Source organism: Corynebacterium jamesii (assembly GCF_046097395.1).
Taxonomy (GTDB): domain Bacteria; phylum Actinomycetota; class Actinomycetes; order Mycobacteriales; family Mycobacteriaceae; genus Corynebacterium.
This window is the reverse complement of record NZ_CP175789.1, coordinates 1,057,488-1,071,762: the sequence shown is the minus strand read 5'-3', so window position 1 is coordinate 1,071,762 and position 14,275 is coordinate 1,057,488. Positions and strand designations below refer to the sequence as shown.

The 14,275-nt window shown below is 63.7% G+C and carries 12 protein-coding genes; 7 read left to right on the top strand and 5 right to left on the bottom strand.

What is annotated here, in order from left to right:
• Nucleotides 1-124: 124 nt before the first annotated feature.
• The 5 genes from ACKFRT_RS04935 to ACKFRT_RS04915 all read left to right on the top strand — a co-directional run bounded on the left by ACKFRT_RS04935 (nt 125) and on the right by ACKFRT_RS04915 (nt 5,089).
• A complete protein-coding gene (locus ACKFRT_RS04935; protein ID WP_408925970.1) occupies nt 125-1,123 on the top strand; it encodes an ROK family protein in 999 nt (332 codons plus the stop codon).
• Nucleotides 1,124-1,126: 3 nt separating this feature from the next.
• Nucleotides 1,127-1,855: a lysophospholipid acyltransferase family protein gene (locus tag ACKFRT_RS04930; protein WP_408925969.1), complete on the top strand. Its 729-nt coding sequence runs from the start codon at nt 1,127-1,129 to the stop codon at nt 1,853-1,855.
• 86 nt (nt 1,856-1,941) lie between these two features.
• On the top strand, nt 1,942-3,072 hold the full coding sequence (locus tag ACKFRT_RS04925) for an acyltransferase family protein (RefSeq protein WP_408925968.1): 1,131 nt from the start codon (nt 1,942-1,944) through the stop codon (nt 3,070-3,072).
• A gap of 31 nt (nt 3,073-3,103) precedes the next feature.
• The gene (locus ACKFRT_RS04920) at nt 3,104-3,625 is read left to right on the top strand and encodes a polyadenylate-specific 3'-exoribonuclease AS (RefSeq protein ID WP_408925967.1); all 522 of its coding nucleotides are present in this window, start codon (nt 3,104-3,106) and stop codon (nt 3,623-3,625) included.
• Between the two features lie 75 nt (nt 3,626-3,700).
• Nucleotides 3,701-5,089, top strand: a complete 1,389-nt coding sequence (locus ACKFRT_RS04915) for a class II 3-deoxy-7-phosphoheptulonate synthase (protein ID WP_296213571.1) — start codon at nt 3,701-3,703, stop codon at nt 5,087-5,089.
• Nucleotides 5,090-5,092: 3 nt separating this feature from the next.
• On the opposite strand, the gene pknB is transcribed toward ACKFRT_RS04915, so the two are convergent.
• Nucleotides 5,093-7,375, bottom strand: a complete 2,283-nt coding sequence (pknB, locus tag ACKFRT_RS04910; RefSeq protein ID WP_408925966.1) for a Stk1 family PASTA domain-containing Ser/Thr kinase — start codon at nt 7,373-7,375, stop codon at nt 5,093-5,095.
• A 259-nt stretch (nt 7,376-7,634) separates the two neighbouring features.
• On the opposite strand from pknB, the gene ACKFRT_RS04905 reads away from it, so the two are divergent.
• Complete coding sequence (locus ACKFRT_RS04905; protein ID WP_296213761.1) at nt 7,635-8,000, top strand: Rv2175c family DNA-binding protein; 366 nt, start codon at nt 7,635-7,637, stop codon at nt 7,998-8,000.
• Here the strand turns inward: ACKFRT_RS04905 and ACKFRT_RS04900 are convergent.
• Genes ACKFRT_RS04900 through ACKFRT_RS04890 form a run of 3 tightly spaced genes read right to left on the bottom strand, consistent with a single transcriptional unit; the run spans nt 7,900 to nt 12,497 of the window.
• A complete protein-coding gene (locus ACKFRT_RS04900; protein ID WP_408925965.1) occupies nt 7,900-9,576 on the bottom strand; it encodes an alpha-(1->6)-mannopyranosyltransferase A in 1,677 nt (558 codons plus the stop codon). The genes ACKFRT_RS04905 and ACKFRT_RS04900 overlap by 101 nt on opposite strands.
• Nucleotides 9,573-11,327, bottom strand: a complete 1,755-nt coding sequence (gene crtI / locus ACKFRT_RS04895; protein ID WP_408925964.1) for a phytoene desaturase family protein — start codon at nt 11,325-11,327, stop codon at nt 9,573-9,575. The genes ACKFRT_RS04900 and crtI overlap by 4 nt, the downstream gene beginning before the upstream one ends.
• Nucleotides 11,328-12,497 carry a polyprenyl synthetase family protein gene (locus ACKFRT_RS04890; protein ID WP_408925963.1) on the bottom strand — a complete coding sequence of 390 codons (1,170 nt, stop codon included), beginning with the start codon at nt 12,495-12,497 and terminating at the stop codon, nt 11,328-11,330.
• 187 nt (nt 12,498-12,684) lie between these two features.
• On the opposite strand from ACKFRT_RS04890, the gene metF reads away from it, so the two are divergent.
• Nucleotides 12,685-13,653, top strand: coding sequence for a methylenetetrahydrofolate reductase [NAD(P)H] (metF, locus tag ACKFRT_RS04885; protein ID WP_408925962.1), 969 nt, complete (start codon nt 12,685-12,687; stop codon nt 13,651-13,653).
• Nucleotides 13,654-13,685: 32 nt separating this feature from the next.
• On the opposite strand, the gene ACKFRT_RS04880 is transcribed toward metF, so the two are convergent.
• On the bottom strand, nt 13,686-14,273 hold the full coding sequence (locus tag ACKFRT_RS04880) for a GNAT family N-acetyltransferase (RefSeq protein ID WP_296213553.1): 588 nt from the start codon (nt 14,271-14,273) through the stop codon (nt 13,686-13,688).
• Nucleotides 14,274-14,275: the final 2 nt, after the last annotated feature.

The window sequence follows — 14,275 nt, the reverse complement described above, 5'->3', positions numbered from 1 at the left end:
AGTGCACCTGGCCGGATGGGGGAGCGACCGGGAAAATTTTAATGCCGCCGGTCGCTGGCTAGAATGGTGGGGTTAATCGGTACAGAAGGAAAAGCACAAGGGACAAGAAAGGGTGGATCGCCGCGTGACTGGGAGCTTGACCGTAGGCGTGGACATCGGCGGTACCAACCTGCGCGCCGCTGTGGTGGACGCGGATGGGCAGATCCTGGATATAGAAAAGCTGCCGACCCCCTCCAACGTGTACGCCCTGGAAACCGCGTTGGTGCACGCCATCGGCTGCTTGCAGCGCCGCAACGAGGGGATTGGTGCGGTTGGTCTGGCCGTGGCGGGGTTCATCAACTCCCAGCGGGATACTGTGCGCTTCGCCCCGCACCTGCCCTGGCGCAATGCGAAGGTCACCGAGCGGTTAAGCGCGAAGCTGGGACTGCCGGTGGAGCTGGAGCACGACGCGAACTCGGCTGCCCTCGGGGAGTATTACCTCGGCGCCGCGCAGGGAGCCGGTACGTGGGTGCTCTTCGCGCTGGGTACCGGCATTGGCGGCGCTGTGATGGTTGATGGCGAGATCTACCGCGGTGCCTTCGGCACGGCTCCGGAGTTCGGACACCTGACGGTGATGCCCGGCGGGCGGGCCTGCCCCTGCGGCAAGCAGGGCTGCCTAGAGCGCTACTGTTCGGGCTCGGCACTGCCGCTGACGGCCCAGGACCTGATAGCCACCGGCCGCTTTCCGGATTCCGCTATTACCCGCGAGTTTGCGCAACACCCCGAGGAGATCTCCGGCAGGGCGGTCGTGCGCCTGGCCAGGGAAGGCGACCCGCTGGCGCGGGCGGCCATCGAAGACATGGGGCTGTGGCTGGGGCGCGGATTGTCCCTGGTGCAAGACGTGCTGGATCCAGAGCTGATCGTGATCGGCGGGGGAGTGAGCTCCGACGCGGACTTGTTCCTGGATCAAGCGGAATCCATGCTGAACTACAGCATCGTCGGCGCCGGCCACCGCCCGGTGGCGCGCGTGAAGACCGCGCAGCTGGGAGGCGATGCCGGTATGATCGGCGTGGCATTATTAGCGCGCACACAGCTGGAGCATGGCGCGGAGCAGGGTAGTCAGAAAAGGGACGGTAGGTTTTAGAACATGCAGAACAAGGCGTATTGGTTTTTCAAGTACATCCTCATCGGCCCGTGGCTGCGCGTGTACAACCGTCCCTACACCAAGGGGCTGGAGAAGCTGCCGGAGGAGGGCTCAGGCATCCTGGCCTCTAACCACCTGGCAGTAATGGACTCCTTCTACCTGCCACTGGTATCCAAGCGCCAGCTGACCTTCCTGGCCAAGAAGGAATACTTCACCACCCCGGGGCTGGTCGGTGGCATCCAGAAATTCTTCTTTAGTTCTGTCGGTCAGGTGCCGATCGACCGCGAAGACAAGGAATCTCAGAACGCCGCCCTGGGCACGGCCCTCAAGGTGCTGAAGCGTGGCGACCTGCTGGGTATGTACCCGGAGGGCACCCGCTCCCCGGACGGTCGCCTGTACCGTGGCAAGACCGGCCTGGCCCGCATCGCCCTGGATTCCGGAGTAAAGGTTTACCCGGTGGCCATGATCAACACGGACAAGGTCAACCCGATCGGCACCTGGATCCCGCGCCCGCGCCGCTGCGGCGTGTACGTCGGAGACCCGATCGACCCTAAAGATTTCCGCGATGCTGGCGATGACTATGCGCAGGCCAGGGCCTTGACTAACGCGATCATGGAGGCTCTGCAGGAGCTCTCTGGTCAGGAATACGTGAAGGACTTCTACGCAGCCGATGTAAAGAAGTCCCTCGAGGCAGGAAACGGCTACCCGGCCGGTTCCGAGCCCCGCAGCTAGCGCGGTGGTAACTTGCTGCTAGCCTGCGGTTTTCGCCTGTGGTGGTTTGACTAAACAGGTGTGAACCTGATTCTGTAGTAAGAATCATGGCGAAAGTGGATCGGCAAGCGGGACGGCCTAGGTCGCGATCGAAACAAAGAGTCGAATGGGCGGATACTGCCAAAGGTCTGTCCATCATCGGCGTGTGCATCATGCACGTCGTCACTGGCGTTCCGGGCGGGACGGACACCGCCCTCGGCCACTTCTCCGGCTTCCTCGACCCGCTGCGCATGCCGCTGTTCTTTCTGGTCTCGGGGCTTTTTTCCCACCGCATCTTGGAACGCTCCTTCACCGACCTCTGGTACCGCCGCCTGTGGTTCCTGCTGGTGCCTTACCTGGTCTACAACCCCTTTCACGCGCTGACGCGCATGAGAATCGACAACAACTTCTCGATGCTCAACCTGGCCAAAGCCATGGTGCTGGGCAATGTGGGTCTGTGGTTCCTCTACGCACTGGTGCTTTACAACATCTTCGCCTGGACGCTACGCAAGCAGCCGCCGTGGTTGGCGATTATGGTCTCCTGCATTCCGCTCATCGTGGGTGCTTTCTTGGGTGCCGGCCAGGAAATCTTCTTCCGCCACGTACTAACGTTCGCCCCGATGTTCTTCATCGGCCTTCACGGCCGTGACCTTTTCTTCCGCCTGGCTCGCAATGCCTTCCGCCCCTGGTTGGTTGTGGGGAGCGCGGCCCTGTTCTTCGGCTCCGAATACCTGATGCGCACGCTGTCCACGACACTCTTTAGCGATTGGACGCCCACCGTTGCGGCCCTGACACTCGGCACCGATCTGCTACGTTCTTTGGCTGCTTTGCCGTTTGCGATTGTGGTCTCCGTCTGGATCTGCGCCATCCCTTACGTGCGCCGTCTGTTCCTCTTCGTTGGCCGCAACACCCTGCAAGTCTATGTCTTCCATCCGCTGGGTTTGTTCCTGCTCGGTGGCATTGCCGGATCGCTGGCCGAGGCACACCCGGAGTCGCTGGCCTTCCTGGGCACCTTGGCGGGGCAGCTGTGGTGGGGCATAGGTGCCTGTGTCGTGGCCTCTGCAGTGGGCTACGTCATCGGCAAGACCCCGTACCTGGGCTGGACGCTTTTCCCGCCGGCACTGCGGCGTCCACAAGAAAAACGGCAACAACCGGGCACCAGCGCACGGCGCAGCGGCGAACCAGCCCCGTCGGCCTAGGGCACGGCCGGGGTCTCTAGACTGGACAACCGTGCGCTATTTTTACGACACAGAATTCATTGAAGACGGCACCACGATCGACTTGATCTCCATCGGCGTGGTAGCCGAGGACGGCCGCGAGTTCTATGCGGTTTCCACCGAATTCAACGAGCACCGGGCAGGGCAGTGGGTGAAAAAGAATGTGCTGCCGCAGCTGCCGCCGCGCTCCGACAAGGCGTGGATGGACCGCGCAACGATGCGCACTAAACTGCACGAGTTTCTAGTGCCCGGGCGCGCTACGCGCAGCCGTGGAAAGCCCAGCGACCGCCCCGAGCTATGGGCCTGGGTTGGCGCCTACGACCACGTGGCGCTGGCACAACTGTGGGGCGACATGACGGGGCTGCCCTCCGACCTGCCGCGGTTCACCCATGAACTCAAGCAGCTGTGGGAGATGGCCGGGCGCCCACGGCTGCCCGAAAGTCCCAGCAATGCTCACGACGCTTTGGCGGACGCTCGCTTTAATGTGGTCAAGTACCGGCTTTCCATAGAAGCTCTGCACACCTCGCGCGGCTGAGCTCAACGGCACCTCGGTGCACCTGAAAAAGACCTGAATGCCAAACACAGTGGCTGAGTACAGTATGCTCTGTCTATGGCTTGGACTATTGATGCACCGCTAGACGAACTGCCCGACCTGCCGCCGCTGCCCGCGGACATGGCCGAGAAATTAGAAGATGCGCTGTCCCGCGACGCAAAGCAGCAGCCCAGTTGGGATCCGGAACACGCAGGCCGCGTGCGCAAGATCTTGGAATCCGTACCGCCAATCGTGGTGGCCCCGGAAGTTAAGAAGTTGAAGAAGCAGCTGGCCGACGTAGCCCTCGGCAAGGCATTCCTGCTGCAGGGCGGCGACTGTGCCGAGACCTTCGAGACGAACACCGAACCGCACTTGCGGGGCAACGTTAAGACCCTGCTGCAGATGGCGGTTGTTCTGACCTACGGCGCTTCCACCCCCGTGGTGAAGATGGGCCGCATCGCCGGCCAGTATGCAAAGCCGCGCTCCGCGGACCGCGATTCCAACGGCCTGCTGAACTACCGCGGCGACCTGGTTAATGGCGTGGAGGCCACCGAGGAGGCCCGCGCCCACGACCCGTCCCGCATGGTTCGTGCTTACGCTAACTCTTCTGCGGCAATGAACCTGGTTCGTGCACTGACGAACTCCGGCACCGCCGACCTGTACAAGCTGCACGAGTGGAACCGCGAGTTCGTGACGAACTCCCCGGCGGGCGCCCGCTACGAGGCCCTGGCCACCGAGATTGACCGTGGCCTGGAGTTCATGTCCGCCTGCGGCGTGACCTCGGAGACTCTGCGTTCTGCCGACATCTTCGCGTCTCACGAGGCGCTGGTAATGGACTACGAGCGCGCGATGCTGCGTCTGGCGCACGACGAGGAGGGTAACGACGCGCTGTACAACCTTTCCGCACACCAGGTGTGGATCGGCGAGCGCACCCGTGGCCTGGACGATGCGCACATTCGCTTCGCCTCCCTGATTGCCAACCCGGTGGGTGTGAAGATCGGCCCGACGACCACCCCGGAGGAGGCCGTCGCCTATGTTCGCCAGCTGGATCCGAACAACACCCCGGGACGCCTGACGTTGATCACCCGCATGGGCTACGACAAGATCCGCACGGTGCTGCCTCCCATCGTGGAGGCCGTGGAGGCCACTGGCCACAAGGTCATCTGGCAGTGCGACCCGATGCACGGCAACACCTACACCTCCAACAACGGTTACAAGACCCGCGACTTCGACCGCATCATCGACGAGGTGCAGGGCTTCTTCGAGGTGCACCGCAAGATCGGCTCGCACCCGGGCGGCATCCACGTGGAGCTGACCGGCGAGGACGTCACCGAGGTAGTCGGCGGTGGCCAGTCCATCACCGACCTGGACCTGCCGGAGCGCTACGCCACCACCGTGGACCCGCGCCTCAACACCCAACAGTCGCTGGAGCTGGCGTTCCTGGTTGCAGAAATGCTGCGCAACTAGCCACTAGACCGTGGTCAGCGTGACCACGGCACCCCGGTGGCTGCGGGAGCTGGGGCCGGGGGATTGCCCCAAAACCAAGCCGTCGGGGTCTCCCTTGATCTCCACCTCGAAACCCGCGTCCTCCAATTTTTTCCGCGCCCTCTCGGCCGTCAGCCCCAGCACCCATGGCACCCGCTGAGATGTGGACTCGCGGATCTCCACGTCCGTATTCTTCGACGGATCCACCAGCTCGCCCGCGCCGGGGGACTGCTCTGCCACGTTGCCGGAATCCTCGGAAGAGTCCTCCACGGGCTCGCCGTCGACCGGGTTGAGGCCGGCCTCGCGCAGAGCCGTGCGGGCGTCCTCAACAGAAAGACCCTGCAAGTCCGGCACCTCGATCGCGTTGGACAGAACCAGGGTTACTGCGGTGCCGGATCCGACCTCCGCGCCCTCCTCCGGGTCGGTGCGGATTGCCTGGCCTGCGGGGATGTCTTCGTCGAACTCTTCGGTTTCCTCCGTGACTTCTAGCCCGGCTTTCTCTAGGGTCTGCTGTGCACGGTCGTGCTTTTGGCCCTTCACCCCCGGCACGGTGACGGGGCGCTTACCCTTGCTCATGCGCACCGTGACGGTAGAGCCCGTCTGGACTTCTGTCCCGGCGGCGGGCTGAACCTCTGCGACGTGGCCCTTGGCGATGTCGTCGGAGTAGACATCGTTGCCCTTTTTCAACTTCAGGGTTCGGTCGGTGAGCTTGCTCGTGTAGTACTGCAGGCTCGAGTTCGTGCCCGGATCCGGCACTGTTGGCTTGCCCAGAGAGAGCAGCACGGCGACCTCGGATCCGCGAATCGCGCGGCGCCCCGTGGCGGGGTCGGTTCCCATGACCGTGTTCTTTTCCGCCTGGTTGTCGTAGCGTTCGTCCAGCGTTGAGCTAAAGCCGGCCTCTTCGACCGTGGCCTGCGCAGTGGCCTTGTCCATGCCAATGACCGTCGGGATTTCACCGTAGCGACCCGTGGTGAACCACCATCCGCCCAGTGCCACGCCGATGACGAGCGCGATGAGGATGACGATCCAGACGATCGTGGCCACAGGCGATTTGTTGCTGAGTTTCGGCGCCGGACGCGCCGTCCCTGCGCGCTGCGGCGCCGGGGCGGGCGGCGCTACTGCGGGACGGTGCTGCAGGTGCTGCGGTGGTTGGTGTTGCGTGTGCGCCGGGTTGGTGGTCGGAGTAGCCGCCGCGTCGCTCGGCCGGGCCGGATACCCCGGCTGACCTGCCCGTTGGTACCGGGTGACGGCGGTGTGGTGTGCCTCTGGGCGGGCGTGCTCCTCGGCTGGCAATACGACGGCTCGGGTGGCCATGGATTCGTCATCCCACGGGGTGCGCTCGCCGAAGTCGGTTCCCGCCAGCGCAGTGCGTACGGCGGAGTGAGTGGGTGCGGGCACTTCGAAGTCAGGAATGTCTAAGTACTCGGCGGTGTGCTCGACCGCTCTGAGGAACTCCGCGCCATCGCAGAAACGCTGGCTCGGGTCGCGGTGACACGCGCGCAGAACTAGTTCGTCGACCTCCGGTGGGATGCTCGGCATCAGCGTGCTGGGCGCGGGCACGGGGTGGTTGATGCGTGCCATCGCCGTCTCGATGGAGGTGCCGCCCTTGAATGGGGTGCGTCCGGTGAGAAGCTCGAAAAGTAGGATGCCGGCGGAGTAGACGTCGCTGGCCTGGGTCAGGTGCTCGCCGCGGACTTGTTCGGGGGAGAGGTATCCGACGGTGCCGATGACTTGCCCGTTGACGGAGGTCGTTGCGTTCGTCGCGTCGCTCATCGCGTTGTTGATGGCGCGCACTAGGCCGAAGTCGGCGAGCTTTACCTGATGCTGGTCGCTGATCAGCACGTTATCCGGCTTAATGTCGCGGTGGATCATGCCCTTGGCATGCGCGATGGATAGCGCGTTTAACACTGGACGCATCACTGCGATGGCAGCGTGGGGTGGCATAGGGCCACGTTCCTTCAGCAGCTCGCGCAGAGAACCGCCTTCCACCAGCTCCATCACCAGGAAGACGTAGTCGTCATCCACGCCCTGGTCGAAGACGTTAACTAGCGACGGGTCGTTCAGCTTCGCCACTGCGCGGGCCTCGCGTTCGAAGCGGGTGCGGAATGCAGGCTCGCGGGCCAGAGTGGGGTCCATGACCTTCACCGCCACCTCGCGGTCCAGGCGGGTATCGATTGCTGCATAGACTGTGGACATGCCGCCGCGGGCGATCTGGGCGCCGATGCGGTAGCGCCACTCCAGCAGGTCTCCCGGGTGTAACTCGTTCACGTCTAGTCTCAGCCTCGTTTTCTTAACGGTCGGGTCGATCGTTGGACAGGGGTTAAATCAGGTGCGAATGTGTACAGTGTTACGCAATTATTCTAGTGGTACTCGTGTCATTATACGTTTAGCCTGGTGCGCGCCCTACTCGTTTCTTGTTGACTCTTATTGACGCCCACGCGCTACAGTGGCCACCGTGAGTAAACAAAACAAGCACGCAGACAACTACGGCACTTCCGCACGTTCGGCCGGGGAGGGGGAGGGCCGCATCCTCGCAGAACCTGTGAACGGCGTTCCCGCAGGTGAAGAGGTATTGACCCTACCAGATCTAGCCGAGCGAATGAACTTGGTCGTCACGAAAGTGATGGACATGCTGGGCAAGAAGCAGCTGCTGGCCGTAGAACTCGACGGCGTGCGGCACGTACCCGCTCGCTTCCTGGGCGAGGACGGGCAGCTAAACCGCTTCGTCCCCGGAGCCATCGCCTTGCTCAGCGATGGCGGATACTCCGATGCGGAGATTCTGGATTACCTGTTTACCGAGGATGACTCTCTTCCTGGTCGGCCAGTGGATGCTCTGCACGGGCATCTTGCCCGCGAGGTGATGCGTCGAGCGCAGGCGATGGCGATTCTGTAGCAGGATCGTCGGCCAGATTGCTGGTGTGCTTGCTGTTTTTCTTCCCAACCTGCTGGCTTCGGTCGGGGAAGTCCAGGCAGGCCTGGGCAACCCAAGCGAAGATTACTGCGAAGGCGAGCACCCACCACAGCGCGTAGAGGCCGTTGTTGCCACCGCCATCGAACATGAAGGTGATCCACATGCAGAACACACTGGTCAGGTAAACCACCAGGCGCGATTGGCTGGCAAGCACCACCAGCGCCAGGGGCGCGGTGTAGTACCACGGCAGCGTCACCGTATTGAACACGCAGGTGATGGCGTAGGCGATGGCCATGCCAGCAAAAGCGGTGCGCTCGTCGTGGCGGAAAAGCCACCACGTGATTACCAAGCCGAGCAGCATGAGGGCGCTGCTGACGGGGCGGATCGCGTCTACCAGCACGTTAAAGGTCAAGCTGTCGTTGATGCGTGAAAGTAGGGGCTCCAGTGTGGAGGCCACGAACGACGGCAGTGCCAGGGGGTTGATGACCTTCGAGTTGCCCGTAACCTCAGTGACCCAGCCCCACGTTTGGTTCGTCACAACGGTCACGAGTGCCAACACTCCGAGGCACGCGGCGACGCTAAGCAGGCCAGTCCACACCAGGGTGCCGAAGCGGCGCCACGTGTCGGCGAGGTTCCGCCAACGACTCTTATCCGCGCGATAGGGAAGAGCGCCTGCCACCCGGGCCACCATGATCCACACAGTGAAGGGGAGGGCGATGAACGCCGTGGCCTTCAGTGCGGCGGCCACGCCGATCAGAGCCGCGGCAGCGAGGCCGCCGGGGACGGGGCGCAGCTTCATGGCGCTCAGGCAGCCCAGAAGCACCAGGGCCATCATTAGGTTCTCGGTGTGCATGCCGCCGACGAGGTGCAACACGCTCAGCGGATTGAATACTCCGAGCCACACGGCCACGTCCGGACGAATGCCCATGTGCCTGGCCAGTTGTGCCACCGCCCAGGCCATCACCAGTACCGATGCGATGGAAACCAATTTGAAAGCGAAGATGCCTGCGGTGATGTTGTCGCCGGTGACGGAGGTAATGGCTTTGCCCAGCCCCATGTGCAGTGGGCCGTAGGGCGTGGTGGTGTTGCGCCAGTCGGCGCTGACTTCGAACAGTAGCGGGCCGGGGTTGGCCGCTGCGCCGACCTCGTAGGCGTTGAAGCCATCGCGGGCCAGGGTGCCTTGCATGAGGTAGGAGTAAATGTCACGCGACATCAGTGGCCCTGCCAGCGTGAGCGGCGCAATCCAGGCGGCAATCGCGGAACGGCGCAGCGGTTGGTCGTGGACGAGGATGTGCCGACCGACGACGATCCAGCTCAGCACCATCGCTAGTAGCGCACACCACATCACCACCGTGACCATTCCCGCGGCGTGGCCGAAGGTGAAGGAACTCAATCCGATGACCTGCATGATGCCGCCGCGGGCACGTACGGCACCGACGCTGTGCGAGGTGATTGTCAATACGATGCTGCCGACCAACCCCATCCACACCGCGCGACTGTAGCTGATGGACTGTAGCCAGGTGCGGGCCTTGTCTAGGAAGCCCTCCGCGGCCGTCACAGTACGCCACCGCCGGTAATGCGGCGAGCGGCCAGCGCGCCGGAGAGGATGACCGTCGGCACGCCCACGCCCGGTGTGGTCGAAGACCCAGCAAGCACCAGGTTATCCACCCCAAACGCCCGGGCGTTGCGCGGGCGGAACGGGCCGGTTTGGGTAAAGGAGTGCGCCAATGCGAATGGCGAACCGGCACCAAAGCCGTGTTGCGCCTGCCACGTGGCCGGGGTATCTACCCGCGCAGCACGGAAGTGTTCGGAGATGCCGGTGTAGCCACGGGCCTCCAGCACACCCAGCAGCTCCTGCACGTAGGGTTCCGTGACGTTGTCCCAGTCGATGTGTGCGGAACGCAGATTCGGGGCCGGGGCGAGGATGCTCAAGGGTTCGTAGGCTCCAGCGCCCGCAGATGTGGCGTCGTTCCCAAAACAGCGATCGGGCACCGTGCGCGCCGGGCGCGTCAGCAGCAGTGAGGGGTCGCTCATCAGAGATCCGCGGCCGTGTGTGGCAGTGATCTCACGGAAAGTTTCGTCCCATGCTTCGCCGAAGCTGATGGTGTGGTGGCGTTGCGAAGACCACTGGCTGGATACGGCGGTAGGGATGCTGCCGTGGAGCACCACGGCGGAAGGGGACCAGCGTAGTGGGGCGAGCTTGCGCCACAGGCGGCGGGCGAAGGATCGGGAGACCAGCGCGCTGGCCCGGCCGGACTGCGTGAGCAGCTTGCCCACCTCGGGTAAATCTGGGGTGGCCACGACAGCATCGCAGGCGATGTGCTCGCCGGAGCGGGTGTGCACTCCCCGAATGAGGTCTTCGGAGAAATCCACGTGCTCGACCGCATCCGCAGTGATGATGCGCCCGCCGGCTGCACGCAGCGCTGCGGCCATGACTTCTGGAACGTCGCTCATGGAATAGCCCGGGTAGAACACGCCCATGGATGTATCCATGTGTGAAATGACGGTGTACACCGCGCGTGCATCCTTCGGTGCCACGCCCGCGTACAACGCCTGGAAGGTGAATAGCCGCTGCAGCTCAGCATCGGGAAGGTGCCGTGCCGCCGTCTTGCCGAGACTGCCGAAGGCGCCGAGGGAGCCGAGGTGGCTGAGGTCCGAGGCCGCAGCCGGCGTGGACAGAAGATCCAGAGCACCGTCAAAGTCAGCCGCCAAGAAATTTTCGAAGCTGGCGCCGAAAACGTTCTGCGACCATTCGCGGTGGCTTAGATACCCAGCGGCCAGCGCGTCCGTGGCTTCGCGATCCAGCCCCTTGGTATCGGCGAAGCGGCGGATCTCGGCCACCATCGCGTCGCGGTCGGCGAATACTTCGGCGTGGCGACCGCTGGCGAACTGCGCATGGTAGGCCGGAGCCAGGCGCCGGGGAGCCCAGGGGCGGTTGAGACCCAGTTGTTTGGCGGCGGAGTTAGCGCGCAGGTCGATGCCGATGGAAGCCACGGCAGATTCGACCAACCCGGGCATCGTCAGCACGGTGGCACCGGTATCGGCCACGAAGTCCCCGTGGGCGCTGGTCAGCTGCTCGCTACGGCAGCGACCGCCTACGGCACTGGCGGCCTCGATGACGGTGACCTCGCGGCCCGCGGAACGCAGGCGCAAGGCGGCGGAAAGCCCGGCCAGGCCTGCGCCAATGACGACTACGCGCTCGCCGTTGCCCGGCAGGCGCCGGCGCAATGTAGGGCGAGTCATGGGTACCAAGGGGCTTGGCAGGCTCAGGTGGCGCCGCCCATCGGCGGAGCGGGTGGATAGCTTCATTTAAAACCTCCGGTGCGTCAGTTGGTCCGCCAATTGGGTCAGTTCCGCGGTGATGTCCGCGCCCAAGCCACCGGTGCGGAGCGATTCGATGGCTCGCTGCGTGCGTGCCTCGATCAGCTTTTCCACCTCGGTTTGCGCGCCAGTGTCGTGGATGATGTCGCGGAGCCGTTCGATGTCACCCTTTGTAGATTCCCCGCCTTGCCCCAAGCCTTCGCGCAAGGCGGCGACCTGTGCGGCATCGCCCCGGCGCAAGGCTTCGTTGATGAGGGTGGTGCGCTTGCCTGTGCGCAGGTCATCGCCGGAGGGCTTGCCGGTTACCGACGGATCGCCGAATACGCCCAGCTGATCGTCGCGCAGCTGGAACGCTTCGCCGATATCCTGCCCCACGCTGCGCAGCATTGTCTGGGTCTGTTCGCTGGCCCCCGCCAGCGCCGCGCCAATGTGGAGCGGGCGAGCGACGGTGTAGGAGGCCGTCTTGTATTTGATGACGGCGAAGGAGTCGGCGACGTCTTCACTACCGTTGGCCTCTACGGCGATGTCCAGGATCTGGCCCGCGATAACCTCTGTACGCATGGCGCGCCACGCTGGACGGGCACGGTCCAGCGCGGCGTTACTGAGGCCGGAACAGTTGTACATGTCGTCCGCCCAAGCGAAGGCAAGGTCGCCAATGAGGATCGCTTGGCTTACGCCGTAGTGCTCCGAGGAGCCCCGCCAGCCGCGGTCGCGGTGCTTCGACTCGAAGGTGCGGTGGGCGGTGGGGAAGCCGCGCCGGGTATCGGAACGATCGATGATGTCGTCATGGATGAGGGCGCAGGCCTGGATGAACTCGAAGGAAGATAGCACATTCAAGATGGCGCGTGGGTCGAGACTTGCGGCGGGGGACGACGGGGCGTTTTCCCCCTTCCCACCCAGAGCATGCAACGACCCGCCGCCGCCTTCGAGTGCCGCGCGGATGCCTGCCCACGCGAAGGTCGGCCGAACGCGTTTGCCGCCGTTGACGATGAAGTCTCGCAGCACCGTGATAGCGCCGCCGACGAGGGATCCGATGTGGGAGAATTCTTCTTGGGAGCGGCTTAGGTATTCCTGTAGCTGGGCATCGACGGCGGACGGAACCGCGGACAGTGGGGAATCGAGGCACCAGGGGTGCGCTGCCTGCTCATCGGTACTCATGGCTCTCTATTCTAAGGGCTCGCGCGACAAGTGCGTGCAGCGGTCGTGCTGGGGCGGCGCGACAGTGGGGACGGGGGTGTACATGGCAAGCTCGCGAACCCACCGCGGGGGTGGCCATGCGCAAGAGAAATGCTGAATGTGGGCATAAGTCTTGAAATGGACAGCTCTGTCTATATGATCTTTGGGTATGGCTAGTATCCGCAGGCAGGTTGCCGTATCCCAGTCCCTTTCGCTCTACACTCCGGGCCGCGTGCCGTTCTCTGTTGAGTTCATGCCGCCCCGCGACGACGCAGCCGAGGAGCGCCTGTGGAACGCAGCGGAGGCCTTCCACGACCTCGGCGTGAGCTTTGCCTCCGTGACCTACGGTGCTGGTGGAAGTACTCGCGAGCGCACCCTACGTGTCGCCGAACGCCTGGGCACTAAACCGCTGACCACGTTGGTGCACATGACGTTGGTGCAGCACACTCGGGAGGAGCTGCAAGAGATGCTGCGCAGTTACGCCTCGCTGGGGCTCACAAACCTGCTGGCCTTGCGTGGCGACCCGCCGGGGGACCCGAACGCTGAATGGGTGGCCACACCGGGTGGGCTGAACTACGCCAGTGAGCTTATTGACCTGATCCGCGAGATGCCCGAATGTGCCGACTTCGACATCGGCATAGCCAGTTTCCCCGAAGGCCACTACCGCACCGGTTTGCTGGAACAGGACACGGAGTACACGCTGGCCAAGCTGCGTGCCGGGGCGCAGTACTCGATTACCCAGATGTTCTTCGACGTAGACCACTACCTGCGCTTGCGCGACCGTTTGGCCAAGGCGGATCCGGAACACGGGCAGAAGCCGATCATTCCGGGGCTCATGCCGATCACCTCGTTGCGCAGTGTGCGCCGTCAGATGGAGCTGGCCGGTGCTGCGTTGCCGCCCAAGCTGGAGGAGAGGCTGCTCGATGCTGCAGCGGGCGACGAGGTAGCCAACCGCGACGCGATCCGCGAAGTTGGTATTGAAGTGACTACCGAGATGGCTGAGCGACTCATTGCCGAGGGGGTTCCGGACCTGCACTTCATGACGATGAACAACGTGCGCGCAACTCAGGAAGTCCTGCATAACCTGGGCATGGCTCCGGCGTGGGGGCCGGGGCTGGGCCACGATATGGTGCGCTAGCCGGGTTAGCCGGGGTAGCCGGGTTAGCTGCGCTAGTGGCGCTTTCGCTGGAGGATTCCGAAGGGGCGCGGGTCCGCCGGGAACTGGAAGTGGCGCAGTACGTCGGTGAACCCGGCCTTCCGGTACAGTTGCCAGGCTGCATTCGCCTCGCTGTCTACCTCTGGCGTAGAGAGCATTACTGTGTTCTGCGGCGTTCGTTGGAGGAGGTCGTTGAGGATTTTGGTGCCGACGCCCTCACCTTGCGCCGCTGGTAGGACGTGAATCTCGGAAAGTTCGGCGTAGGCGTGCAGAATCCGCGCGATATCTGCGCGGGAGTGTCCATCCAGGGCGAGGCCACGGGCTACTTGGCGGTACCACCAAGTGTTTGGGGATCCACGGAAAGTAAAGCCGATGCCTACGCAGCGCTGGCGGGAGTTGTCTGGGTCCGGGTGTTCTTCTGCGCGGTGTAGTAGCGCCATGCTGCAGGTGAAGTCTGGCTGGGAGGCGTTGTAGAACCACAGCGATTTACGCTGGGAGTGCGTTTCCTTTGGGTAGTCCATCGCAGCCAGGTGGATATCGATGAGCTCATCGAGCCGGGCGATGAACTGCCGGTTAGTGGTGGGGACGACGGAAACGCGCATGG